Here is a 25,649-nt window from a genome sequence, read left to right as displayed (position 1 = left end):
GGTGCGAGACTCCTGGGGGATTGGTGGGACAGGTGAGACTCCTGAAAGTGCGAAGCGCTTAGGAGGCTCACCGCACACCCCCCGGAAAGCGAGTATCCTGGAGCGGAAATCAGCCACTTTCAAGAGCAACAAAGTTTGCGGAAACAGCCTTTATTTTAAAGACTGTCCTTGATGAAGCACAGCGTTAGCAGAGTGTAGCTTATCGAATTGCAGGGTTTCACACTTTATATCCTTTTCTTTTTTTATTTTTGTACAAGTGGTCTAAAAGGAAGTATAGCTCGTATACATATTAGTACAAACCACTTGAGGAGGGAAAGTATGCGCAAAACACTAAGAACAGGGGCTCCATTACTTTTGTTATCAGTATCTTTACTGGTATCTGGGTGTGGATTAGGGGGGAGTAAAACAGGGTCGGAGCTCGATCCCCCAAAAGTGAATTACGTGAAAGAAGGCAAGTCATTGGATAAAAAAGATAAGACGGCGGCAAAGTCTGCACAGACACAAAGACGCCAGCTCTTTTTGTTCGATAGTAACGGAATGGTTGTACCTCAAGTACTCGCTCTTCCGAAGAATGATGAAACGGCCAAACAGGTTCTGGAATATTTAGTTAAGGATGGACCTGTAAGCAATATGATTCCTAACGGATTCCAAGCCGTATTGCCTGCAGATACTGAAGTATTATCTGTAAACATCAATAAAGGCACAGCAACGGCTAATTTCTCAAAAGAATTTACAGAATATAAACCACAAGATGAATTAAAAATTTTACAAGCAATCACATTTACACTTACACAGTTTGATAATATTAAAAAAGTAAAAATACAAATTGACGGAAAGAACCAAAACTCTATGCCTGTAAATAACACCCCGATAGGTGAAGGTGTCAGCAGAGTCGATGGGATCAATATTGAAAACGGTAATGTAGCAGATATTACAAACAGTAACCTAGTTACGCTATATTTCTTAGCGCAAACAAACGACCAGACCTATTATGTTCCTGTTACACGCCGTGTTGCTAGAGAAGGTACAGATAAAGTAACAGCAACGGTTGAAAATTTAATCGTTGGGCCTTCAGCTCAAAGCAAGCTGCTTACAGATTTCAGAACGGATGTTAAGTTATTAAGCACACCGGTGGTTAATAAGGATGGAGTGGCAACTTTAAACTTTAATAGTGCCTTATTAGATAATAAAGAAGAAAATAGAATTGCGGATGAAGTGCTGAATTCGATCGTTCTTTCTCTTACAGAGCTTCCTGAAGTGAAAAAAGTAGCGATTCAAGTAAATGGAAAGTCAAAGATTTTTAATGAAAAAGGGAAAGAGCTGACTGCGCCTGTATCACGCCCTAAAGAAGTAAATACAGGTGAATTTTAAAAAGATAACTGATTGTGATACAGTAAAGAGACGAGAAATCGTCTCTTTTTTGTGTAGTTTGGAAATTTTAAAGTGAGGTATACATATGCAAATACTGATTGCGACAAAAAACAAAGGAAAAGTCTCTGAGTTTCAATCGATGTTTAACCAATATGGAATCGAAGTAATTTCACTATTAGACATGGAGAACATTCCAGATGTTGAAGAAACAGGAGATACTTTTGAGGAAAATGCGATATTAAAAGCGGAGACCATCTGTAATAAATTAAACATTCCAGTGATTTCAGATGATTCAGGACTTGAAATAGATGCTTTAGATGGAAGACCAGGCGTTTATTCAGCAAGGTATGCGGGAAGCCATAAAAATGACGAAGATAATATGAACAAAGTATTAAATGAACTAGAGGGTATACCTAATCAAAAACGAACTGCTCGATTTATTTGTGCATTAGCTTTTGCCAGACCCGGAAAAGATACATTTGTTGTAAAAGGGCTGTGTGAAGGAGAGATATTACATGACAGACGGGGAACAGAAGGATTTGGTTATGATCCGATTTTCTTTTTACCGAAATTGAACCGATCAATGGCCGAGTTAACAAAAGAAGAGAAAAATAAAATCAGCCACAGAGCTAACGCTTTAATTAAATTACAAGACTTTTTCAACGAGGAGGACATGCTATGGCAAAAGCCTTAATCGTCAGTGATAGTCATGGATTAAGGGAAGAACTGTTAGTTTTAAAGAAACGTTATGAAAATGAAGTGGAACTCATGATACACTGTGGTGATTCTGAACTTCAAACGAATTCGAAAGAGCTAGAAGGATTCGTTACTGTGTTAGGAAATATGGACTATTTAGGCCAAGAATTTCCGAAAGAAGCGATCGAAATGCTTGGCACAAAATGTATATACATTACACATGGTCATTTATATGACGTAAAGATGTCACATTTATCATTAGCTTATCGTGCGGAAGAAACAGGTGCTTCTATTGTTTGCTTTGGTCATTCCCATATAGCTGAAACCTATGAACGGGAAGGGATGATTTTTATTAATCCTGGGAGTATTCGATTGCCGAGAGGAACGTTTGAGAAGACATACGCTATATTAGAGGCAGTTGGCTCTGAAGTTTCCGTTATTTTTTATTCATTAGATGGAGAACGAATTGATCATCTAACAAAGCGTTACACTGTCTAATATACAATAATTAAAAAAATATTAAAAATGGGTTGACGCATAATTAAAAATCATGTATATTTAGTTATGTCGTCGCGACAAGATCTATTGTCCGCGGGTGTAGTTTAATGGTAAAACAAGAGCCTTCCAAGCTCTGGTCGTGAGTTCGATTCTCATCACCCGCTCCATTTGTTTTTCTCACGTTCAAATGGTACATGAAAATTTACATCCTAAAGTAACAGATCTTACATTTAAAAAGCATGTTATAAAAAACATATTTGTATCCACGGTCGACAGGTGGAACAAATCACTGTGTGCCCGCAGCGCATAGTAATTGCGGAAAGCGCATTGCTATGCGAAATGGGCTCAAATACATAATGTCCCAGTAGCTCAGCCGGATAGAGCATACGCCTTCTAAGCGTACGGTCGGGAGTTCGAATCTCTCCTGGGACGCCATATAACTATTCATATTACATAGCTTAACACGCTTTATGTTCTCTTTTATAGAACGTAAAGCGTGTTTTTTTGTGTGCTTTTTTAAAGGATAATGTAAGCGCTTTAAAAATGTTTACATTTTATGTTTTTAATTTATTTTTTCCCTCAACCATGGGAATGTAAGCGTGTACAAACTATCAGAAAAGTCTGATAAAGGAGATTTTAGACAAAATTCATGGTTGACCCATAAGGGATATGGGCGTAACATTGTCAACAATTATCATATGTTTTTAAATATTCTAACAACTTAATCGCTAAGAAAAGGAGGATCACGATGCAGGAGCAATGGGTTTATGTAAATGGTGAGCACGTATTAAAAGATGATGCAAAAGTTTCGGTCTATGACCATGGTTTTTTATATGGAGATGGGGTGTTTGAAGGTATTCGAGTCTATAACGGAAATGTCTATAGACTTGATGAACATCTTCAGCGTTTATACGAATCAGCTCAATCCATTATGCTGAAAATTCCACACACGAAAGAAGAATTAACGAACATCATCGCTGAAACGCTCCGAAAGAATAAATATCGTGATGCTTACATTCGATTAGTCGTTTCACGAGGAAAAGGAAATTTAGGATTGGATCCATTTACTTGCGGACAGCCGGGAGTAATCGTCATAACAGAAGCGCTGGCTCTTTTCCCGAAAAAACTTTATGAGACTGGCCTAGAGATTATTACAGTCGCCAGCAGAAGGAATCGGCCTGATGTACTAAGTCCGAAAGTGAAATCTCTAAATTACTTAAACAACATTTTGGTGAAAATCGAAGCCAATTTAGCAGGTGTAAGTGAAGCGCTGATGCTGAACGATCAAGGATATGTAGCAGAAGGGTCCGCGGATAACGTATTTATTATTAAAGGAAATTGCATTAAAACACCGCCAGGCTACCTTGGCGCTTTAGAGGGCATTACGAGGAACGCGATTATCGAGATTGCAAATGATCTTGGCTACAAGGTGGTTGAAGAACCATTTACGCGTCATGATGTGTATGTTGCAGATGAGGTTTTTCTTACAGGGACTGCTGCAGAAGTCATTGCAGTTGTAAAAGTAGATGGAAGAGTAATTGGAAATGGTGCTCCAGGCGAACATACTGGGCAACTGCTTAAAGCTTTTAGAAAAAAGGTCTCAGAAGATGGAGTAAAAGTATTTTCAGAACAAGCCGTTCAAGCGGGATAATTCAGATATATAGGAGTGTTTAATAACATGCGCAGTAATATGATCAAGCAAGGAATCGACAGAGCTCCGCACAGAAGTTTACTTCATGCAGCGGGTGTTGCACCAGAGGATATGGATAAACCTTTTATCGGTGTATGTAATTCCTATGTTGATATTATTCCGGGCCATATGCACTTAAATAAAGTGGGTGAATTGGTTAAAGAAGCCATTCGTGAAGCAGGCGGAATACCATTTGAATTTAATACGATCGGTGTAGACGATGGAATTGCCATGGGACATATAGGCATGAGGTATTCGCTGCCAAGCAGAGAAGTGATAGCGGATGCAGCGGAAACGGTTATTAATGCACATTGGTTTGACGGCGTGTTTTATATTCCGAACTGTGACAAGATTACCCCCGGAATGCTGATGGCAGCTGTTCGTACAAACGTCCCTGCTGTATTTGTTTCAGGGGGACCTATGGAAGCGGGAAAATCGATGGCTGGCAAATCTCTTTCATTAGCGTCAGTGTTTGAAGGGGTCGGCTCACATCTCGCTGGAAAGATGTCAAGAGAAGAACTGTTAGAGCTTGAAACGAGCGCTTGTCCAACCTGCGGCTCTTGTTCCGGGATGTTTACGGCAAACAGCATGAATTCCATTATGGAAATGCTCGGTATAACGCTACCCGGAAATGGGACGATTGTTGCAACATCAGATGAAAGAAAAAAACTTATTAAAGAGGCTGCTCATTCTCTTATGCAGCTCGTGAAAGATGATATTCGCCCGAGAGATATTATTACGAAGGAAGCAATCGATGATGCATTTGCACTGGACATGGCGATGGGAGGATCGACAAATACAGTTCTTCACATGCTTGCTATCGCGAACGAAGCTGAAATTGATTACGAACTTACTGAGGTTAATGAAATCGCCAAGAGAATCCCTTATTTATCTAAAATAAGTCCTGCTTCTGATTATTCTATGCAGGATGTCCATCGGGCAGGAGGAGTAAGTGCCATAATCAATGAACTCTGCAAAATTGATGGAGCAATCCATAATGACCGGATTACAATATCTGGTCAAACATTGGAAGAACGCGTTCAACATAGTGAAATCATTGATGATGATGTAATACGCAGAAAAGAAAATGCGTACTCGCCTGTGGGGGGATTATCCATTTTATATGGAAACATTGCTCCCGATGGAGGTGTCATCAAAGTAGGTGCTGTCGACCCTTCTATTAAAACTTTCCATGGTGAGGTCATTGTATATGAGTCACAAGATGAAGCCATCAACGGCATTAATAGCGGTGAAGTAAAAGAAGGGCATGTTGTTGTAATCCGCTATGAGGGACCTAAAGGCGGACCAGGCATGCCGGAAATGCTAACTCCTACCTCAGCTATCGCAGGAAGAGGTTTAAGTACAAAGGTAGCACTTATTACGGATGGGCGCTTCTCTGGTGCTTCAAGAGGAATCTCGATAGGTCATATTTCGCCGGAAGCAGCACAAGGCGGACCGATCGCTTTTGTTGAAAATGGAGATAACATTTATATTGATTTGGAAAACAGAACCATTCAAGTATTGTTAACGGAAGAAGAAATGGCGATTCGAAAAGATAATTGGATTCAGCCAGAACCGAAAATTACAAAAGGTTATTTAGCCAGGTATGCGGCTTTGGTTACATCAGCAAATACGGGCGGTATATTAAAAGTTTAATATAAATAAAACGATGACGGAGAACATTGGTAGCGTGGAATACACAGAGAGCCGGGGTTGCTGTGAACCGGTTATTCCTAATACCAGGACATCCCTCCTGAGTGCTCTTTTGAACGAATAATCAAGTAGGAAGAGCCAAGCAGCTGATACCATTTTTACTGCTTGTTATCAATGACGGCAAGTCCGTCATGAGGCGGTGACTCATTTGTAAATAGAGTTTCCGTGAAGAAGGGTGGTACCGTGAAAATGAACTTTTTCACCCCTTTGGTCAGGCATAAGCCTGTCCATTTGGGTGGAGAAGTTTTTTTTTTGACTCTTTTCTAAAAATGTTTTTCAAGGTTATTTTTGTAACTGCCTCAAATGGAAGATTGATTGGAGTGTAAGGTGCGAGACTCCTACGGGATCAGCGGGGTAGGTGAGACCATTCAATGTCGCAGAGCGACGAGTGGGCTTACCGCACGCCCCATGGAAAGCGAGCATCCTGAAACGGAGATTAATCACTTTCAAAAGCGACAAAGTCTACGAAAACAGTTCTGGTTTTATTAAAACGGTTAGTGACGAAGGAGGAATGAAAATGAAAGCCAGCTGGGTGGCCGAGAAAAAAACGGTGGAAACGTCTCTAGTATCGGGTGCAGAACTATTTATTCAAGGCTTGCAGAACGAACAAGTCGAAGTGATCTTTGGATATCCTGGTGGAGCGGTGCTTCCAATTTACGATGCATTATACAAAGCCGAATTGAAGCATGTTTTAACCCGCCATGAGCAAGGTGCCATACACGCTGCTCAAGGTTATGCAAGAGTAACTGGCAAACCTGGGGTAGTACTTGCAACATCAGGGCCTGGAGCGACGAATTTAGTTACGGGTATCGCTGACAGCATGATCGATTCAATTCCACTTGTTATTTTTACCGGTCAAGTAGCCACACAAGTAATTGGCACAGATGCCTTTCAGGAGGCAGACATCGTAGGAATCACGATGCCGATTACTAAACATAACTACCAGGTACAGAAAGCAGAGGATTTGCCGCGAATAATCCAAGAAGCTTTTCATATAGCAACAACAGGAAGGAAAGGACCAGTCTTAATTGATATTCCGAAAGATGTTGCCGTTAAAGCTGCTGAACAAAAAGCTCCTTCTGAAATTCGATTGCCTGGTTATCAGCCGACTGTAAAACCGAATATTTTGCAGGTCAAACGATTAAATGAAGCGCTGCAGCAATCGAAAAAACCTGTAATCCTTGCCGGAGCAGGTGTGCTTGCCGCTCAAGCCGAAGTCGAATTATTAACATTTGCCGAGTATTATGGCATACCGGTTGTTCAAACACTGCTTGGATTAGGAGGCTTTCCTGCCGAAAATTCCTTATCACTGGGAATGGGTGGAATGCATGGCACATATGCAGCGAACATGGCACTTTATGAAAGTGATCTCTTAATCGGGATTGGAGCTAGATTTGATGATCGGCTAACTGGAAACTTAGATCATTTTGCAAAGGATGCTGTTGTCGCGCACATTGACGTTGATCCTGCTGAAATCGGAAAAAATGTACCTGCTGAAATCCCAATTGTAGGATGTGCGAAAGAGACTCTCTCAGCTCTAAATCAATCAGCAGGAGACAAATTAAATATTAAGGATTGGCACTATTCGTTAACAAATTATAAGACGGAGTTTCCGCTTACTTATAAGAAAAATGAAAGCGAGCTAAAACCACAGTATGTAATGGAGATTCTGCATGAAGCTACAGAAGGAAATGCGATCGTATCTACTGATGTTGGCCAGCATCAGATGTGGGCGGCTCAATATTATAAGTTTTCAACATCAAATAGATGGATTACATCCGGAGGATTGGGAACGATGGGCTTTGGTTTCCCGGCAGCAATCGGGGCGAAAATCGGTCGGCCGGATCTTCCTGTGATTGCAGTCGTAGGTGACGGAGGGTTCCAAATGACGCTTCAAGAATTAGGCGTTCTGCAAGATTGGGAGCTGCCAGTCATTGTGGTGATTGTGAATAACAAATCTCTCGGTATGGTTCGCCAGTGGCAAGAAATCTTTTATGAAAAAAGGTACTCACAATCATTGCTGGATATTCAGCCTGATTTTATTAAATTGGCTTCTGCGTATGGTATTGATGGACAGCGTGTTGAAAATGAAGAGGACTTAAGAAAAGCCTTAACTGCTGCTCTTCGTTCCCAAAAACCATTCGTTTTGGATTGTGTTGTATCCGCAGATGAGAATGTCTATCCGATGATAGCTCCTGGAAAAGGTCTTCATGAAATGATTGGAGTGAGAGGATGAAACGCATCATTTCTGCAACAGTTATGAATGAAAGTGGAGTACTGAACAGACTGACCGGGCTCTTAACAAAGCGCCAGTTTAACATTGAAGATATTACAGTGGGGCATACAGAAGATCCATCCATTTCTAAAGTTACGCTTACTGTATGGGTGGAGGATGACAGAAAAGCAGAACAGCTCGTTAAACAGCTTCACAAACAGATCAATATTATTAAAGTTCGTGATCTGACAAATATGGCTCTTGTTTCTAGAGAGTTAGCTCTTATTAAAGTTTTAACAACGCCAGACACACGAAGTGAAATTAAAATGCTTATCGAGCCTTTTAGAGCAACAGTGCTCGATGTTTCTTTAGAAAATGTAACGCTTGAAGTAACAGGGGACAGCGAGAAAGTAGATGCGTTAATTGAACTGCTTCGTCCCTACGGAATAAAAGAGATTTCGAGAACAGGAATTACTGCTATCCCAAGAGGCACACAAAAGAAAGTACTTGAATTACATCCCTATTCTATTATGTAAAGGAGAAATGACAAATGGCTAAAGTTTATTACGAAAACGAAATTTCAAAAGAGGTTTTACAAAACAAAAAAATCGCAGTAGTAGGATACGGATCACAAGGACATGCGCATGCACTGAACTTAAAAGACTCTGGTTATGATGTTGTAATCGGAATTCGTGAAGGCAAGTCATTTGATCAAGCAGTACAGGATGGTTTTGAAGTATATCCTGTTTCAGAAGCTGTTCGGGCTGCAGACGTTGTAATGGTCTTGCTTCCTGATGAAAGGCAGCCTGAAGTTTATAAAAATGAGATTTTACCAGAATTGACTGCAGGTAATGCCCTTGTGTTCGCTCACGGATTCAATGTCCATTACCATCAAGTGGTTCCGCCTGAAAATGTAGATGTATTTTTAGTTGCTCCTAAAGGTCCTGGTCATCTCGTGAGAAGAACATATGAAGCAGGTGAAGGAGTACCAGCGCTTTTTGCGGTGTATCAAGACGCGACAGGGACAGCAAGAGAAACAGCACTTGCTTATGCTGAAGGAATTGGAGCAGCGAGAGCAGGGGTTTTGGAAACGAGCTTTCAAGAAGAAACCGAAACCGACTTGTTTGGTGAGCAGGCTGTTCTGTGCGGTGGATTAACATCTCTTGTAAAGGCAGGATTTGAAACGCTGACTGAAGCAGGTTACCAGCCAGAAGTAGCCTATTTTGAATGTTTGCACGAATTAAAGCTCATCGTTGACCTCATGTATGAAGGCGGATTAGAAGGCATGAGATATTCAATTTCTGATACTGCACAATGGGGTGATTTCCAATCAGGACCTCGTATTATCAATGGTGCTGTAAAAGAATCGATGAAGGAAGTATTAAACGAAGTGCAAAACGGTGTTTTTGCTAAAAACTGGATCTTGGAAAACCAAGCGAATCGCCCTGTATTCCATTCAGTAAATGAGAAAGAGAAAAATCACCCAATCGAAAAAGTAGGCAGAGAACTGCGCGAAATGATGCCTTTTGTAAAAGCAAAACAAAAAAAGGAGGCGGTTGTTAGTGCGAACCGTTGACATCTTAGATACAACTTTAAGAGACGGTGAACAAACGGCAGGTGTGAACTTAAATACAGAAGAAAAAATTGAGATAGCTAAACGCCTTGAAAAACTCGGTGTTGATGTTATGGAAGCGGGTTTTCCAGCTGCCTCCAAAGGTGATCTGGAGGCTGTGAGAAAAGTAGCTTCCATTGTAAAAAACTCATCTGTAACAGCTTTAGCCAGATCTAATAAATCAGATATTGATGCAGCTTGGGAAGCACTAAAAAACTCAGCAGAACCGAGATTGCATGTATTTATCGCAACTTCGCCTATTCATATGACATACAAATTGAAGAAAACACCAGATCAAGTAGTGGAAGCTGCAGTGCAGTCAGTTCGGTACGCGAGAAAGAAATTTTCGGTTGTGCAGTGGTCGGCTGAAGACGCATGCCGTTCAGATTTATTGTTTCTGACTCGGATCGTGGAAAAAGTAATTGATGCTGGAGCAAAAGTAATTAATATTCCTGATACAGTTGGTTTTATTAATCCGGAAGAGTACGGAAAAATATTCACCTATTTACGAGAAAATGTACCAAATATTGATCGTGCCATTCTTTCAGCACATTGTCATGATGATTTGGGAATGGCGGTAGCCAATTCCCTTTCAGCAATTGAAAATGGTGCAGACCAAGTAGAATGCACGATTAATGGTATCGGAGAAAGAGCGGGAAATGCTTCCTTAGAAGAAATTGCAGTAGCACTCGCGATTCGAGAAGATTTTTATCAAGCAAAAACGAACTTAAAGTTAAATGAAATCAGCCGTACGAGTCAGCTGGTGAGCAGGCTTACAGGAATAGCGGTTCCACCTAATAAAGCGGTAGTGGGCAAAAACGCATTTGCTCATGAGTCAGGAATACATCAGGATGGTGTCCTGAAAGAGAAATCGACGTATGAAATCATTACTCCTGAACTAGTTGGAGTTCCATCAAATCAACTTGTACTCGGGAAGCATTCAGGACGGCATGCATTTAAGAATTATTTATCAAAATTAGGTTTTCATCCGGATGAAAATAAAGTAAACAACGTTTTTGAAGAATTTAAGAAATTGGCGGATCGAAAGAAAGAAATGACGGAAGAAGATATTTTAGCTTTATTGATTGATCATCGTATTCAGCCTGAAGTACCGCTGTATCATTTGAAAGATATCCAAGTGAATTATGGAACAAATCAGATACCAACAGCGACATTAAGACTTCTAACGCCAGAAGGAAAATTGATTCAGGATGCTGCAACCGGATCAGGAAGTGTAGAAGCCATTTATAATACACTTGGTAAAATGCTGCCTTCCACTTTAAAGCTCATCGATTATCGTATCCAATCAGTTGGTGCAGGCAGAGATGCTTTAGCACAGGTTTTCGTACAAATTGTATGTGATGGTAATGAGATCAATGGAAGCGGTACGGCACAAGATGTTTTAGAAGCTTCTGCCAAAGCCTATGTCCATGCATTTAATAAATTGCAGCTTCACTCGGAAAAAGTAAATTATGAAAAAGTCAGCATTTAAATATCAGGAGGGATGTTAGATGGAAAAGAAGATAACGGTTTTGCCCGGGGATGGAATCGGTCCTGAAGTGATGAAGGGAGCCCTAGAAATACTCGATGGTGTTGCTACACGTTTTGGCCATGCGTTTCATACGACTGTAAAAAAGTTTGGAGGCGCTGCTATCGATCATTCAGGCTCTCCATTACCTGAAGATACGCTATTAGCTTGTAAACAAAGTGATGCCGTACTTCTTGGTGCAGTTGGCGGTCCACAATGGGACGGAAACATTGTCAGACCTGAACACGGACTTCTGCGTTTAAGAAAAGAATTGAATGTCTTTGCCAATCTTCGGCCAGTTCAAGTCTTTCCGGGTCTTGAAAACTTATCTCCTCTGAAATCTAACAGAGTAAAAGGTGCAGATTTTATCTTTGTACGGGAACTGACAGGCGGGATTTACTTTTCTCAGCCAAAAACGAGAGATAAAGAAGGAAAGAATGCGACAGATACTCTCTTCTATTCTAGTGAGGAAGTTGAAAGAATTGTTGAAAAAGCGTTTGAGCTAGCAAGCGTAAGAAAAGGAAAAGTAACATCTGTCGATAAAGCGAATGTGCTTGAGACGAGTAAAATGTGGAGAGAGATCGTTGACTCTACTGCAAAAAAATATCCAAATGTGCAAGTTGAACACATGCTTGTAGATTATGCAGCTATGCGCTTAATCAGTGAGCCGTCTAAATTCGACGTTATTGTAACGGAAAACATGTTTGGTGACATTTTATCTGATGAAGCAGCTGTTATTCCGGGTTCCCTAGGCGTGATGCCGTCTGCTTCTCTAAGCGGAAACGGGCCAGGTCTCTATGAACCTATTCATGGATCTGCTCCTGATATTGCAGGAAAAGGAGAAGCGAACCCGGTTGGCATGATCTTAAGTGCTGCTATGATGCTGCGCCATTCTTTTCAGCTTGAAAAGGAAGCAGAAGCTGTAGAAAGAGCGGTTTTTGAAACGCTTCAAGCGGGATATCGAACAAGAGACATATATAGCGGCACTGGTTATCTGACATCTACAAAAGAAATGGTAAACCAGATTCATTTACGAATGCTTGAAGATTCAACAAGTGCAACACTTCTTGAGGTTTATGTGTAAGAGGGGGGATGAAGATGGGAAAAACAATTATAGATAAAATTTGGGAAAACCACCAAGTAGTTAGTGAAGAAAATAAACCAGACCTCTTATATATTGATTTACATTTGATTCACGAAGTAACTTCGCCGCAAGCATTTGCTGGTTTAAAAGAAAAGAATCGTCCTGTAAGGAGACCCGATCTTTGCTTTGCCACCATGGATCATAACATCCCGACTGTAGATCGTTTTAACATTAAAGATGAAACATCACGTATGCAAGTTGAGACCTTGGAGAAAAACTGTATTGAATTTGGGATCAGGTTGGAAGGGCTTGAATCAGAACATCAGGGAATCGTTCATGTTATCGGTCCTGAACTTGGACTTACACATCCGGGTAAGACGATTGTGTGCGGAGACAGCCATACCTCAACTCACGGCGCATTTGGAGCCTTATCATTTGGTATCGGGACGAGTGAAGTGGAGCACGTTTTAGCAACACAGACCCTTTGGCAAAATAAACCGAAACAAATGAATGTGAGAATCGATGGAGAACTCGGTTTTGGTGTAACAGCAAAAGACGTTATTTTGTGGTTCATCGGGCAGTATGGAACGAATGTTGGAACAGGGCATATTATTGAATTTTCCGGCAGTACGGTTCGCTCCTTATCGATGGAGCAACGCATGACACTCTGCAACATGTCCATTGAGGCAGGTGCAAAAGCATCTGTCATTGCGCCTGATGAAATAACGTTTAACTATATAAAAGGAAAAGAGTTTGCACCAAAGGATAGTGAATTTGAATCCCGCTGTGCAGCATGGAAAGAGCTCATTTCAGATATCGATGCTTCATATGACAAAACCATTGAGATCAACGCTTCTGACATTGAGCCGATGGTTACTTGGGGAACTACACCATCGATGTGTTTGCCGGTTAATAGCCAGATTCCAGCTTCAGAAGAATCATTGAAAAATGCGCTGGATTACATGGGCTTTAAAGGGAAAGAAAATATTAAAGATATTCAAGTGCAGCACGTTTTTATAGGTTCATGTACAAATTCAAGGATCAGTGACCTTGTTGAGGCGTCAAAAGTTGTGTTAGGTGAAAAGGTGCATCCTGGCGTGAGGGCAATCGTTGTGCCTGGGTCGCAAACGGTGAAAAGAGAAGCTGAACAATTAGGGTTAGACCGGATTTTCCTTGATGCTGGATTTGAATGGCGCGATTCAGGTTGTTCGATGTGTCTCGGAATGAACGATGATATTGTGCCGGAAGGAGAACGATGTGCTTCTACTTCCAATCGGAATTTTGCAGGCAGACAAGGAAAAGGAGCAAGAACACACCTTGTTAGCCCGGTAATGGCAGCGGCAGCTGCTGTTAAAGGTAAATTTACAGATGTTCGGTCATTTATGCTTACAAAAAACACGGAGGTTAATCAATATGCCGGGACTTAAATCATTTGCGGGAAAAGCAGCGGCGCTTCCAAGAGACCATGTGGACACGGATCAGATCATCCCTAAGCAGTTTCTTAAAAAGATTGATAAAGAAGGCTATGGAGAATTCTTATTCTTTGATTGGCGGTATCGGGAGGATGGGAGTGATGATCCCTCTTTTGAATTAAACCAATCTGAAACAAAAAATGCCTCCATCTTAATTACAGGTAAAAATTTCGGATGTGGTTCATCCAGAGAGCATGCACCATGGGCATTAAAAGATTATGGTTTTCAAATCATTATAGCCGAAAGCTTTGCAGACATATTTTTTAACAATTGCGTAAAAAACGGGATATTGCCAATTCGTCTTTCAAAGGAAGAAATCGATAGACTTTATTCCGAAAATACAACAACTGTTATTAATGAGCTTAAAGTAAGTCTCGAACAACAGCTAATCCTGAACGAAGAAGGGGAAGTTTTTCATTTTGACTTTGATCCTTATTGGAAAACGATGCTGGTTAACGGCTGGGACGAAATTTCTGTAACGCTGCAGCATGAAGAAGAAATTAAAAAATATGAAATGAGAGAGGCAGTGATGTAACTTGGGAATTTAACAGTCACTCACGAGAAATTATTTGATGCAATGGAAAGAGTCTCTAAAATTGCACACCGAACACCTTTTAAACAATCATCCACTTTAAATAAGTGGACGGGCGGAAAAGTTTTCATGAAGCTCGAAAACCTTCAGAAAACAGGATCGTTTAAATTGAGGGGTGCTTATTACAAAGTTTCCAATTTGAATATGCTCGAAGCAAAAAAGGAAGTAATTGCCGCGTCTGCAGGAAACCATGCGCAAGGTTTAGCGCTATCCTGCAGTTTGAGCGGAATCAAGTCGAAAATATTCATGCCGAAAAGTGCCCCGTTGCCTAAGATAGATGCCGTTAAGTCTTATGGTGCGGAGGTAGTTTTAGAAGGAGAAAACTACCAGTCTGCATACGAAGCGGCAAGAAAAGAAGAGCAAAGAAACGGTGGAGTTTTTGTTCATGCGTTCGACGATCCTGATGTCATTGCTGGACAAAGTACGGTAGCTCTTGAAATGCTTCAGCAAAATCCGGAACTCAAATCCATTGTCGTTCCTGTTGGAGGAGGCGGACTATTGGCGGGTATCTCACTTGCGGTTAAGATGATACGTCCAGACATCCGTGTTATAGGTGTTCAATCAGCTAATGTTAGTGCGGTTGTTCAACGGTTCACGGGAAATCCAAAATCATCGTTAACGAGAAGTACTACGATTGCGGATGGAATTGCTGTCGTAAAACCAGGCGAACTCACCTTGCCGATCATCTCAAAATATGTAGATGAGATGGTTACCGTTACAGAAGAACAAATTGCTTTTGCGATGATGTTTATGCTTGAACGGGAAAAAATGGTAGTAGAAGGTGCTGGAGCAGCTAGTTTGGCAGCTGTGTTATTTCACCGTCATCTTGCCCTCGGTAAATCCGTTGGACTGATTATTAGCGGAGGCAATGTTGATCCTCAAAAGTGGTCCCTTTATAAAGAAATGGCTGATAAATTAAATGTGATGAAAAGGATTAGCTAAGGATTTGAAAGGCTTGTAGAAGAGAGTGTGAAATCTTCTATGAGTCTTTTTTTATCTCTCTTGAGGATTCTTGTGTTCCTCTGTTGAAACTGATATTCTTTATTCAAACAGAACAGGGAAACGGAGCGCTGTGATGACAAACGAAAATGAGAAGAAGAATAATATCATTCGGTTTCCAAATCTATCAGGTCGGTTGCTAGAAAAGGGCATGGATTCACTAAAAAACAAACATTTTGAAGAAGCTTTATCTTGTTTTGAGCAATTGCTTCAAAATGAACCCATGCATTCTCAAGGAAATCTTGGTCTTGTTTTAAGCTTAGTCGAACTAGGAAGATTAAAAGAAGCCAAAAATCGGTGTGACAGAATGCTTAAAGAAGGTATTGGAGAGTACTACGATGTTCTGCAGATCTATTTAAGCATACTTGTACAGCTATCGGAATACATAACAGTCGTTTCAGTAATCGAAGCCGTTTTAGAAGAACAGAAAATACCCGCTGATCGGGCAGAAACGTTTTTTCAGCTTCTCCAGTTCAGCAGAAAAGTAATTGAGCAGGAGGGTGTTCCTGAAGTTCAAAAATATCCTAAAGAGGATCGTGCTTACGAAAACCCAGACTTTTCTTCATTAAAAAAAATGTTATCAAGCGATCGAGCTGATTTACAATGGATGGCAGTTCAGCAGCTGAAAAAACTCGGTACGGAACTGACTGTTCCGTTATTTGAAGCATTTTTAATAGATGAAACGAAGCATCCTGCTGTGAAAAGTCTAATTCTGCAATATTTAAAAGAAAACCATATTGATAAAATTGTTCGCCTCGAAAAAAATGGGCAAGTTGAAGATGTGATGATTTCTGAACTGAATGAATGGAACGAAGCGCCTTTTTATATAGAAGTAAAGAAACTCATTCAAGATGAATTGGAACATGATAATCCTTCTTTACTTGATATTGCACTGGCTGTTTGGAAAGATTACACCTTGTCTTTATATCCATTCTTACCAGAGCCTGAAAATAAAGTGCTTTGGACTGAAGCTTCAATTATAGCCGCTTCTGAATTATCTGGTATGGAAGAAGATCATGACTTGCGAGACCCCGATCTGCAAAAAGCAGTAAACCTGCTAATTGATTTAGAACGCTTTTATTTACAGTGATTGCGAGAAAGTGATGTAACTTGTTGAAATACGCAATGTCTATGCTATAATGGAATGGTTGTAATCTATATGATAGTTATAGGAAATACCGATGTTGGAGGGAACATTCATGAGTGCAAAATGGGAAAAGTTAGAAGGTAATCAAGGCGTCTTAACTGTTGAAGTTGAGGCTGCTGAAGTAGATACAGCTCTAGATCAAGCTTTCAAAAAGGTTGTTAAACAAGTTAACGTACCAGGATTCCGTAAAGGGAAAATGCCGCGCAGACTTTTTGAACAACGTTTTGGTGTAGAGTCACTATATCAAGATGCTCTTGATATTCTTCTTCCAAAAGCTTACGGAGATGCAATAGAAGAAACAGGGATCGAGCCTGTTGACCGTCCGGAAGTTGATGTAGAAAAAATGGAACAAGGAAGCAACCTTGTTTTCACAGCAAAAGTAATCGTTAAGCCAGAAGTTAAACTTGGCGAGTACAAAGGCCTTGAAGTTGAAAAGGTAGAAACAGAAGTAACTGATGAAGATGTTCAAAACGAGCTTACTCGTTTACAAGAACAACAAGCTGAATTAGTTGTTAAAGAAGATGGAGCTGTTGAAAACGGCGACACTGTAAACATCGATTTTGAAGGATTTGTTGATGGAGAACCTTTCGAAGGCGGAAAAGCTGAGAATTATTCTCTTGAAATCGGATCTGGATCTTTCATTCCTGGATTTGAAGAGCAGCTTGTAGGTGAAAAAGCTGGAGCGGAAAAAGAAGTAAACGTTTCTTTCCCTGAAGAGTACCATGCTGAAGAGCTTGCTGGTAAACCTGCAGTGTTCAAAGTAACAATTCATGATATCAAATCTAAACAGCTTCCTGAACTTAACGATGAGTTCGCTAAAGAAGCTGAAGGCGATGCAGAAACGCTTGAAGATTTGAAAAAAGAATTGCGTACGAAGCTTGAAGAAAGCAAAAAGCAAGATGCTGAAAACGCAACTCGCGAAACGGTAATTGAAAAAGCATCTGAAAACGCTGAGATTGAAATTCCTGAAGCAATGGTTAACACTGAGCTTGACCGCATGATTCAAGAATTTGGCCAACGTCTTCAAATGCAAGGTATGAACCTTGATCTTTATTACCAATTCTCTGGAACAAGTGAAGAAGCTCTTCGTGAACAAATGAAAGAAGATGCTAATAAGCGCGTTCGCACTAATCTTGTGCTCGAAGCAATTGTTGAAGCAGAAAACATCGAAGTTTCTGAAGAAGAAATTGATGCTGAACTTAACAAAATGGCTGAAATGTACCAAATGGAAGTTGAGCAAATCAAGCAAATGCTTGCTATGCAAGGCGGAAATAGTGCTGTTGCATCAGATCTTAAAGTTCGTAAAGCGATTGAATTCCTTGTTGATAACAGCAAAACAGCTTAATCTACAAACAGAATGTCAATAAATGAGACAAGGCGCGATTTCTATTTATCGTGCCTTGTTTTGCAATACATAATAATAAAAATATCTAGGTAATTTATACTGCTATTTGAATAATAGGTTTTAAAACCGGCAGGAATGTTCATACTTATATAGAACCAAACCATACATATTAATAAGCGTTATTATTTCCGTTTTATGAGGGAAGTGTGATACAATCCATAATAATCAACGGAATGCTTAAGTAGTAGAAATAAAATAGAAGACCTCAATTTTTGTTAAAAATTGAAAACAGGTCAAGCGTTTCATCCATATTATTGTTTTAGGGGTGATATCATTGTTTAAATTTAATGATGAAAAAGGGCAATTAAAATGTTCGTTCTGTGGTAAAACACAAGATCAAGTAAGAAAACTGGTTGCCGGACCAGGTGTATATATTTGTGATGAGTGTATTGAGCTCTGTACGGAAATTGTTGAAGAAGAGCTTGGTACGGAAGAGGATGTAGAACTTAAAGAAGTACCGAAACCGGTAGAGATTCGTAAAATTCTTGATGAGTATGTAATCGGTCAGGAACAAGCTAAAAAATCTCTATCTGTAGCGGTATATAATCATTACAAACGTATTAACTCATCTCAAAAATCCGATGAAGTAGAGCTGGCGAAAAGTAATATTGCCATGATAGGACCTACAGGAAGCGGTAAAACTTTACTTGCTCAGACGTTGGCTCGTATACTAAATGTTCCTTTTGCTATTGCTGATGCTACTTCATTAACAGAAGCCGGTTATGTTGGTGAAGATGTAGAGAATATTTTACTTAAACTGATTCAGTCTGCTGATTATGATGTTGAAAAAGCAGAAAAAGGAATCATCTATATTGATGAGATCGATAAGATTGCACGTAAATCTGAAAACCCATCCATTACAAGAGATGTTTCTGGTGAAGGTGTGCAGCAAGCCCTTCTGAAAATTTTAGAAGGAACAGTTGCAAGTGTTCCTCCTCAAGGCGGCAGAAAACATCCGCATCAAGAGTTCATTCAAATCGACACAACCAATATCTTGTTTATTTGCGGTGGAGCCTTCGATGGTATCGAACAAATTATCAAGCGCCGTCTTGGTAAAAAAGTAATTGGATTCAGCAATGATTCTAAGCAGACAGAATTGAAAGCTGGAGAATATTTGTCAAAAGTTCTTCCGGAAGATCTTCTTCGTTTTGGATTGATTCCAGAATTTATTGGCCGATTGCCGGTAATTTCTAATCTTAATCCTTTAGATGAAGATGCGTTGATTGAAATTTTAACAAAACCAAAGAATGCTCTTGTTAAGCAATATCAAAAGCTTTTAGATATTGACGGCGTTGAATTGGAATTTACGGATGAAGCGCTTCGTGAAATTTCTGCACAAGCGATAGAACGTAAAACAGGAGCGCGCGGACTTCGCTCAATTATTGAAGGTGTTATGCTGGATGTAATGTTCGAGCTTCCTTCGCGGGATGATGTTGTAAAATGTATCATCACAAAAGAAACAATCTCAGATAAAGTTCCTCCAAAGTTAGAACTAGAAGACGGAACAGTTATCGAAAATAAGGAAACACCAAAGGAAAGTGCTTAATTTAAAAAGAGCTGATCCTAAAGACACGTAAAGTGCTCTTTGGATCAGCTTTTTTTGTCTTTGGAGGACTAATGAAGTCATTTTCATATGATTCCATACATTTCATAATCAGTAAAAACTTTAATTAATCCTGGAAAAATATAAAGTAATCCTGGAAAAACATAAAGTAATCCCGTGAAAAGTTACATCAATCATGGAAACATTCAAATATATTCTGGAAAAAATAACAAACGGTAAAAATTTCGTTTATTTAGGGCATACAAGTAAAGACTTTTATGGCTAACTTCTCAAGTAATGGTGAATTTTCGCCTTAAAAACCGTTTAGGTCATCCACTCCCCGGAGATACTATGGTTATCACTACATAAGTACCGGGAGGAAAATCATGAACTGGACAGGAATCGCGTTACTCATCCAATTGTTTTTTGGGATTGTCATCGGGTTGTATTTTTGGAACTTGCTTAGAAATCAGCGATCTCAAAAAGTGAGTGTAGATAAAGAATCAAGAAAGGAGATGGAACAGTTAAGAAGACTGCGTTCTATTTCTCTATCAGAACCTTTATCAGAACGGGTACGTCCCGGAAAATTTGAGGATATCATCGGTCAAGAAGATGGCATTAAAGCATTGAAAGCAGCACTTTGCGGACCAAACCCGCAGCATGTCATTATTTACGGTCCTCCTGGAGTCGGTAAAACAGCTGCAGCGCGGCTTGTTTTAGAGGAAGCTAAAAGAAATCGAACCTCGCCTTTTCGATCAACAGCTATTTTTGTTGAACTGGATGCTACAACAGCACGATTTGATGAGCGAGGAATCGCGGATCCTTTGATCGGATCAGTCCATGACCCAATTTACCAAGGAGCAGGAGCGATGGGCCAGGCAGGAATTCCTCAGCCTAAACAAGGTGCAGTAACAAATGCACATGGCGGCGTCTTGTTTATAGACGAAATAGGGGAATTGCATCCTATCCAAATGAACAAACTTTTAAAAGTGTTAGAGGATCGCAAAGTGTTTCTTGAAAGTGCTTATTATTCAGAAGAAAATGCAAATATTCCCCATCATATTCATGATATTTTTCAAAATGGGCTGCCTGCAGATTTTCGTATGATTGGTGCTACTACAAGAATGCCTGAAGAAATACCTCCTGCTATCCGATCCCGTTGTCTAGAAGTATTTTTTAGAGAATTGCAGCCAGCAGAGGTTGAAATGATAGCCAAAAGAGCTGCGGATAAAATTCAGCTTAATATCGATGATGAATCTGTAAAATATATGGCTCAATATGCCAAAAATGGCCGTGAAGCTGTAAATATGATTCAGATTGCAGCAGGGACGGCAATAACGGAAGATCGAAAAACGATTACAAAAGCAGACGTAGAATGGGTTACCTATTCTAGCCGCATGACCCCGAGACCCGAAAGAAAGATCGGCAGCAAGCCGAAAGTAGGATTGGTGAACGGCTTAGCTGTTTATGGACCAACCAGCGGAGCGCTGCTGGAAATTGAAACAACTGTTCTACCTGCGAAAAAACAAGGAACGATTACAATAACAGGAATCGCTGAAGAGGAAAGTATCGGCAACCAAGCTAAATCTATTCGCAGAAAAAGTATGGCAAAAGGATCTGTTGAAAATGTAATAACGGTTCTTCGTTATATGGGTGTTGACGCATCCAATTATGATATACATGTAAATTTTCCTGGCGGCGGCCCTGTAGACGGACCTTCAGCGGGAATCGCTATAGCTTCATCCATCTACTCGGCTATTCATAAAATCCGGGTTGATCACGAAGTTGCGATGACTGGTGAGATCAGTATTCACGGGAAAGTAAAGCCGGTTGGCGGTGTTATGGCGAAAGTATTAGCAGCTAAAGATGCTGGTGCAAAACGCGTTTTAATTCCATTTGAAAACAACCAAAAGATTTTTGAAGAAATTACGGACATTGAAGTAATCCCTGTGAAAAAGCTTGTAGAAGTGTTTCAATACGTATTTTTAGATGAGGTAGAGGACAAGTCAATACCTGCCTCTGCAGCAATCAACTCCCCTCCTTCTTCTGTATAAGGAGAAGCAGGGGTTTTCTTTTTGTTTATCGCTTTTTAAAACAAGAAAGTTAGGGTAAGTAACTAACATTAGACAAACGTTAGCATTATCGGTAGAATTGTACAAAGACTATGCATATATTTTATGATGACATAGCAGTTTCGGAGGTGTTTTTTAATGGGGGAAAAAAGAGTTCTTCCGCTCCTCCCTCTACGCGGATTATTAGTTTATCCGACAATGGTGCTTCATTTGGATGTTGGAAGAGAGAAATCAATTCAAGCATTAGAAAAAGTAATGCTCGATGATCAAATGATTTTTTTATCGACTCAAAAAGAGGTATCTATTGAAGATCCGGGTCAAGAGGAAATTTATAGTGTAGGGACCTTGTCAAAAGTCAATCAAATGCTTAAATTACCAAACGGCACGATACGCGTTTTAGTAGAAGGAATTCAGCGCGGCGAAATTACATCTTTTATAGATGAGAAAACGCATGTTGAAGTGGAGATCGAACTAAAAGATGATGTTGAAAAGAAAGAAGCAGAAACTGAAGCATTAATGCGGGCTGTTTTAGCACAATTTGAACAATACATAAATCTGTCCAAAAAAGTTACGCCTGAAACATTGGCTTCTGTACAGGATATCTCAGAACCAGGCCGTCTTGCAGATGTGATCTCATCACATCTTTCCTTAAAGATTAAAGACAAACAAGAAATACTGGAAATCTTTGATGTGAAGGAAAGACTCGAACATCTTCTTGCCATTTTAAATAATGAAAAAGAAGTGCTTGGACTAGAGAAGAAGATTGGTCAGCGTGTAAAAAAAGCAATGGAAAAAACGCAAAAAGAATATTACTTGCGTGAACAAATGAAGGCGATTCAAAAAGAACTAGGCGATAAAGAGGGAAAGACAGGGGAAGTAAGTTCTTTAAAAGATCGGATTGAAGCATCGGATATGCCTGACAATATCCTGGAGATAGCGCGCAAAGAACTTGATCGCTATGAAAAGATGCCTAATTCATCTGCGGAAAGTTCGGTGATTCGTACCTACATCGAATGGTTAGTTAATTTGCCGTGGAAACAGGAAACGGTAGATAATTTGGATATTTCGAATGCTGAGACTGTGCTGAATGAAGATCATTATGGACTTGAGAAAGTAAAGGATCGGGTATTAGAATACTTAGCCGTTCAAAAATTAACGAATTCTTTAAAAGGGCCAATTCTTTGTTTAGTTGGACCTCCTGGTGTCGGTAAAACATCCCTTGCACGTTCAATCGCTCGTGCAATTGGAAGGAATTTTGTTCGAATATCATTAGGCGGAGTAAGAGATGAAGCTGAAATTCGAGGCCATAGAAGAACTTATGTAGGTGCTATGCCAGGGCGGCTCATTCAAGGGATGAAAAAGGCAGGTACTGTGAACCCTGTATTCTTACTGGATGAGATCGATAAGATGTCCAGCGATTTTAGAGGAGATCCTTCCTCGGCCATGCTGGAAGTACTTGATCCTGAACAAAACAGCAACTTTAGCGATCATTATATTGAAGAGCCTTATGACTTATCCAAAGTCATGTTTGTTACCACAGCTAACTCTCTTTCGACCATTCCGGGACCGCTTTTAGATCGAATGGAAGTGATTTCAATCGCGGGTTATACAGAGGTTGAAAAACTTCATATTTCACGTAATCACTTAATTCCAAAGCAGTTAAAAGAGCACGGTCTAAAGAAAAGCCAAATCCAGTTTAAAGATGATTGCATATTAAAGCTTGTTCGTAATTATACTCGGGAAGCTGGCGTGCGAAACCTGGAGCGCCAAATTGCAGGATTATGCAGAAAAGCTGCAAAACAGATCGTCTCAACAGATAAGAAAAAAGTAATCTTTACAGCGAAAAATCTCGAAGAATTCATAGGCAAACCTCGTTTCCGTTATGGTCAGGCAGAGCTAGAAGACCAAATCGGAGCAGCGACAGGTCTTGCTTATACAACAGCTGGCGGAGATACACTATCAATTGAAGTGGCATTATCACCAGGTAAAGGAAAACTGATCCTGACAGGTAAGTTAGGTGACGTTATGAAAGAATCTGCACAAGCTGCATTGAGTTATGTGCGTACAAAAGTAGAAGACCTAGGCATTAGTCCTGACTTTTACGAGAAAACAGATATTCATATTCACGTTCCAGAAGGAGCTACGCCAAAAGATGGTCCTTCAGCCGGTATCACAATCGCGACTGCGCTTGTTTCCGCTTTAACGAAAAGACCGGTAAGACGTGATGTTGGAATGACAGGTGAGATTACATTAAGAGGCCGCGTATTGCCAATTGGCGGTTTGAAAGAAAAATCATTAAGCGCTCATCGTGCCGGGATAAAAACAATAATCTTGCCAAAAGAAAACGAGAAAGACATTGAAGAAATTCCTGAAACCGTTCAGGAAGGCCTTTCGTTTATCTTGGTATCCCATTTAGATGAAGTGTTAAAAGTTGCATTAGCAGGTGATCAAAAGTGAAAATAAATACAGCTGAGATTGTAATATCAGCAGTGGGACCTAAACAATATCCAGAAGGAAATCTTCCGGAAATTGCCCTAGCAGGACGGTCTAATGTCGGGAAATCTTCTTTTATCAACAAAATGATTCATCGTAAGAATTTAGCGAGAACATCCTCTAAACCAGGAAAAACGCAAACGCTGAATTTTTATATCTTGAATGACACGTTTCACTTTGTGGATGTACCAGGCTATGGATTCGCAAAAGTGTCCAAATCGGAAAGAGAAGCATGGGGGAAAATGATCGAGGAATATCTCGTTGAACGGGACCAGCTCAAAGCGGTTGTTCAGCTTGTAGATCTAAGACATGCACCTTCAAAAGATGATTGCTTGATGTACGACTGGCTTAAGTATCATGAACTTCCTGTCATTATCGTAGCAACGAAATGCGATAAGATCCCTAAAGGGAAATGGGATAAACATAAGAAAGTAGTCAAAGAAACGTTAAACATGGATCCTAACGATAAACTTCTTCTTTTCTCCTCTGAAACTGGTCATGGAAAAGAAGAAGCGTGGAGAGTTATTGACTCCTATCTCTTCAACAAGGAAAAATAATATTTTCAAAGAGGTATCCCATAAATAATACATGGGGTACTTTTTTATATACAGATCCAGTAAGGCTTTACTCAATAAAAGAAAAAGGGACTGACCATTCAAAGATTTTGAATGAGTTCAGTCCCTTTTTCTTATTTAACTAGTTTCTAAATGATCTTATCGAATAGATTGCTTGTTCATTTTAATAATTCTCTTCATTGACAGGTTGATTGGAGTGTAAGGTGAGAGACTCCAGCGGGATCAGTGTGACAGGTGAGACCAATCAATGTCGCAATGCGACGAGTGGGCTCACCGCACGCCCCGCGGAAAGCGAGCACCCTGAAACGGTGATCAACAACTTCCAAGAACAGTAAAGATTAACGAAGCTTTTTATTTTTTTCTAAAAAAGATCAGATACCCACCAAGTACCATCAAGACAATCGGCCAGAAGTTCTCCACATTTGCAAATATATTTTGCATGGAAGGGGTATTGGTTTTAAAGAACATAAACCATAAAGATAACACTGTCAGAAGAAGTCCGGGAATTAGACCTTCCTTAGCTTTTTTATATTGTACTAAAAATGCAATCCCTGTAAGTAATGTGATCATCTGTAAAGGATCTGGCCAGGCTTCTATTTTTGGCGCTGCATGGAAATGTAAGCCGAGCCCTGTAAGAAAAACGCCTGAGAAGAGGCTGGCTGAATCTTTTCCGGAATTTGCTTGAACGAGTAATGCGATTCCTATGATGATCAATAAAGTGGGCCATGTTAAATAGGGCTGAATCGGTTCAATGTTCATCCTGATGGCGAAAAAAAATAAACCAATCCCCAGTAAAATAATACCGCTAAATTTGCTCTGTTGTTTCATATTTCCTCCAATAATGCTTAACCCTTTGCTAATTTGGTCGAAATTTGTTATTTTTAATAATGGTGTTAAGTTTTGGGATTTAGGAAAACCTAAAACAGCTGCCAAAACCTATAAAA

General features: G+C 40.0%; 20 protein-coding genes and 2 tRNA genes. 21 read left to right on the top strand and 1 reads right to left on the bottom strand.

Going from position 1 to position 25,649, the window contains the following annotated elements:
- Window positions 1–318: 318 nt before the first annotated feature.
- The 21 genes from J2X07_RS13175 to yihA all read left to right on the top strand — a co-directional run bounded on the left by J2X07_RS13175 (window position 319) and on the right by yihA (window position 24,687).
- Window positions 319–1,371 carry a GerMN domain-containing protein gene (locus J2X07_RS13175; RefSeq protein ID WP_310259384.1) on the top strand — a complete coding sequence of 351 codons (1,053 nt, stop codon included), beginning with the start codon at window positions 319–321 and terminating at the stop codon, window positions 1,369–1,371.
- An 85-nt stretch (window positions 1,372–1,456) separates the two neighbouring features.
- A complete protein-coding gene (locus tag J2X07_RS13170) occupies window positions 1,457–2,065 on the top strand; it encodes an XTP/dITP diphosphatase (protein ID WP_310259382.1) in 609 nt (202 codons plus the stop codon).
- A complete protein-coding gene (locus tag J2X07_RS13165) occupies window positions 2,050–2,565 on the top strand; it encodes a metallophosphoesterase (protein ID WP_310259378.1) in 516 nt (171 codons plus the stop codon). Before J2X07_RS13170 ends, J2X07_RS13165 begins: the two co-directional genes overlap by 16 nt.
- Window positions 2,566–2,658: 93 nt before the next feature.
- Window positions 2,659–2,732 (top strand) — tRNA-Gly (locus tag J2X07_RS13160).
- Between the two features lie 191 nt (window positions 2,733–2,923).
- A tRNA-Arg gene (locus tag J2X07_RS13155) sits at window positions 2,924–3,000 on the top strand.
- A 313-nt stretch (window positions 3,001–3,313) separates the two neighbouring features.
- Window positions 3,314–4,216 carry a branched-chain-amino-acid transaminase gene (gene ilvE / locus J2X07_RS13150; protein ID WP_310259375.1) on the top strand — a complete coding sequence of 301 codons (903 nt, stop codon included), beginning with the start codon at window positions 3,314–3,316 and terminating at the stop codon, window positions 4,214–4,216.
- 27 nt (window positions 4,217–4,243) lie between these two features.
- Window positions 4,244–5,911, top strand: coding sequence for a dihydroxy-acid dehydratase (ilvD, locus tag J2X07_RS13145; protein WP_310259371.1), 1,668 nt, complete (start codon window positions 4,244–4,246; stop codon window positions 5,909–5,911).
- Between the two features lie 574 nt (window positions 5,912–6,485).
- On the top strand, window positions 6,486–8,204 hold the full coding sequence (gene ilvB, locus J2X07_RS13140) for an acetolactate synthase large subunit (RefSeq protein WP_310259369.1): 1,719 nt from the start codon (window positions 6,486–6,488) through the stop codon (window positions 8,202–8,204).
- Window positions 8,201–8,719: an acetolactate synthase small subunit gene (gene ilvN / locus J2X07_RS13135; protein ID WP_310259365.1), complete on the top strand. Its 519-nt coding sequence runs from the start codon at window positions 8,201–8,203 to the stop codon at window positions 8,717–8,719. The genes ilvB and ilvN overlap by 4 nt, the downstream gene beginning before the upstream one ends.
- A 14-nt stretch (window positions 8,720–8,733) precedes the next feature.
- The gene (gene ilvC / locus J2X07_RS13130) at window positions 8,734–9,759 is read left to right on the top strand and encodes a ketol-acid reductoisomerase (RefSeq protein WP_310259362.1); all 1,026 of its coding nucleotides are present in this window, start codon (window positions 8,734–8,736) and stop codon (window positions 9,757–9,759) included.
- Window positions 9,746–11,287 (top strand): 2-isopropylmalate synthase, encoded by a 1,542-nt coding sequence (locus J2X07_RS13125; RefSeq protein ID WP_310259359.1) that lies wholly within the window; start codon window positions 9,746–9,748, stop codon window positions 11,285–11,287. Before ilvC ends, J2X07_RS13125 begins: the two co-directional genes overlap by 14 nt.
- Before the next feature lie 19 nt (window positions 11,288–11,306).
- Window positions 11,307–12,407, top strand: coding sequence for a 3-isopropylmalate dehydrogenase (gene leuB / locus J2X07_RS13120; RefSeq protein WP_310259356.1), 1,101 nt, complete (start codon window positions 11,307–11,309; stop codon window positions 12,405–12,407).
- A 14-nt stretch (window positions 12,408–12,421) separates the two neighbouring features.
- Window positions 12,422–13,834 carry a 3-isopropylmalate dehydratase large subunit gene (leuC, locus tag J2X07_RS13115; RefSeq protein WP_396194194.1) on the top strand — a complete coding sequence of 471 codons (1,413 nt, stop codon included), beginning with the start codon at window positions 12,422–12,424 and terminating at the stop codon, window positions 13,832–13,834.
- A complete protein-coding gene (gene leuD / locus J2X07_RS13110; protein ID WP_310259351.1) occupies window positions 13,821–14,414 on the top strand; it encodes a 3-isopropylmalate dehydratase small subunit in 594 nt (197 codons plus the stop codon). The genes leuC and leuD overlap by 14 nt, the downstream gene beginning before the upstream one ends.
- A gap of 42 nt (window positions 14,415–14,456) precedes the next feature.
- Entirely contained in the window at window positions 14,457–15,413 is a 957-nt protein-coding gene (gene ilvA / locus J2X07_RS13105) for a threonine ammonia-lyase (protein ID WP_310259348.1), read from the top strand.
- A 133-nt stretch (window positions 15,414–15,546) separates the two neighbouring features.
- Complete coding sequence (locus J2X07_RS13100) at window positions 15,547–16,560, top strand: hypothetical protein (protein ID WP_310259345.1); 1,014 nt, start codon at window positions 15,547–15,549, stop codon at window positions 16,558–16,560.
- A gap of 109 nt (window positions 16,561–16,669) precedes the next feature.
- Window positions 16,670–17,962: a trigger factor gene (tig, locus tag J2X07_RS13095; RefSeq protein WP_310259342.1), complete on the top strand. Its 1,293-nt coding sequence runs from the start codon at window positions 16,670–16,672 to the stop codon at window positions 17,960–17,962.
- A 334-nt stretch (window positions 17,963–18,296) separates the two neighbouring features.
- Window positions 18,297–19,568: an ATP-dependent protease ATP-binding subunit ClpX gene (gene clpX, locus J2X07_RS13090; RefSeq protein ID WP_310259339.1), complete on the top strand. Its 1,272-nt coding sequence runs from the start codon at window positions 18,297–18,299 to the stop codon at window positions 19,566–19,568.
- A gap of 383 nt (window positions 19,569–19,951) precedes the next feature.
- On the top strand, window positions 19,952–21,619 hold the full coding sequence (gene lonB, locus J2X07_RS13085; protein ID WP_310259335.1) for an ATP-dependent protease LonB: 1,668 nt from the start codon (window positions 19,952–19,954) through the stop codon (window positions 21,617–21,619).
- A gap of 156 nt (window positions 21,620–21,775) precedes the next feature.
- A complete protein-coding gene (gene lon / locus J2X07_RS13080; RefSeq protein WP_310259332.1) occupies window positions 21,776–24,094 on the top strand; it encodes an endopeptidase La in 2,319 nt (772 codons plus the stop codon).
- On the top strand, window positions 24,091–24,687 hold the full coding sequence (gene yihA / locus J2X07_RS13075) for a ribosome biogenesis GTP-binding protein YihA/YsxC (RefSeq protein WP_310259329.1): 597 nt from the start codon (window positions 24,091–24,093) through the stop codon (window positions 24,685–24,687). Before lon ends, yihA begins: the two co-directional genes overlap by 4 nt.
- A 369-nt stretch (window positions 24,688–25,056) precedes the next feature.
- Here the strand turns inward: yihA and J2X07_RS13070 are convergent, their stop codons facing one another.
- On the bottom strand, window positions 25,057–25,638 hold the full coding sequence (locus J2X07_RS13070; RefSeq protein ID WP_310259325.1) for a LiaI-LiaF-like domain-containing protein: 582 nt from the start codon (window positions 25,636–25,638) through the stop codon (window positions 25,057–25,059).
- Window positions 25,639–25,649: the final 11 nt, after the last annotated feature.

The organism is Fictibacillus barbaricus, from assembly GCF_031457135.1.
GTDB lineage: Bacteria > Bacillota > Bacilli > Bacillales > Fictibacillaceae > Fictibacillus > Fictibacillus barbaricus_A.
This window is presented reverse-complemented; position numbering and strand designations above follow the sequence as displayed.

Coding starts and splice junctions, on each gene's coding strand:
- ilvC (WP_310259362.1), top strand. CDS start 8,734: ATGGCTAAAGTTTATTACGAAAACGAAATTTCAAAAGAGGTTTTACAA.
- J2X07_RS13100 (WP_310259345.1), top strand. CDS start 15,547: ATGACAAACGAAAATGAGAAGAAGAATAATATCATTCGGTTTCCAAAT.
- tig (WP_310259342.1), top strand. CDS start 16,670: ATGAGTGCAAAATGGGAAAAGTTAGAAGGTAATCAAGGCGTCTTAACT.
- J2X07_RS13170 (WP_310259382.1), top strand. CDS start 1,457: ATGCAAATACTGATTGCGACAAAAAACAAAGGAAAAGTCTCTGAGTTT.
- leuD (WP_310259351.1), top strand. CDS start 13,821: ATGCCGGGACTTAAATCATTTGCGGGAAAAGCAGCGGCGCTTCCAAGA.
- ilvN (WP_310259365.1), top strand. CDS start 8,201: ATGAAACGCATCATTTCTGCAACAGTTATGAATGAAAGTGGAGTACTG.
- ilvE (WP_310259375.1), top strand. CDS start 3,314: ATGCAGGAGCAATGGGTTTATGTAAATGGTGAGCACGTATTAAAAGAT.
- leuC (WP_396194194.1), top strand. CDS start 12,422: ATGGGAAAAACAATTATAGATAAAATTTGGGAAAACCACCAAGTAGTT.
- ilvA (WP_310259348.1), top strand. CDS start 14,457: ATGGAAAGAGTCTCTAAAATTGCACACCGAACACCTTTTAAACAATCA.
- lonB (WP_310259335.1), top strand. CDS start 19,952: ATGAACTGGACAGGAATCGCGTTACTCATCCAATTGTTTTTTGGGATT.
- lon (WP_310259332.1), top strand. CDS start 21,776: ATGGGGGAAAAAAGAGTTCTTCCGCTCCTCCCTCTACGCGGATTATTA.
- J2X07_RS13165 (WP_310259378.1), top strand. CDS start 2,050: ATGGCAAAAGCCTTAATCGTCAGTGATAGTCATGGATTAAGGGAAGAA.
- leuB (WP_310259356.1), top strand. CDS start 11,307: ATGGAAAAGAAGATAACGGTTTTGCCCGGGGATGGAATCGGTCCTGAA.
- ilvB (WP_310259369.1), top strand. CDS start 6,486: ATGAAAGCCAGCTGGGTGGCCGAGAAAAAAACGGTGGAAACGTCTCTA.
- ilvD (WP_310259371.1), top strand. CDS start 4,244: ATGCGCAGTAATATGATCAAGCAAGGAATCGACAGAGCTCCGCACAGA.
- J2X07_RS13175 (WP_310259384.1), top strand. CDS start 319: ATGCGCAAAACACTAAGAACAGGGGCTCCATTACTTTTGTTATCAGTA.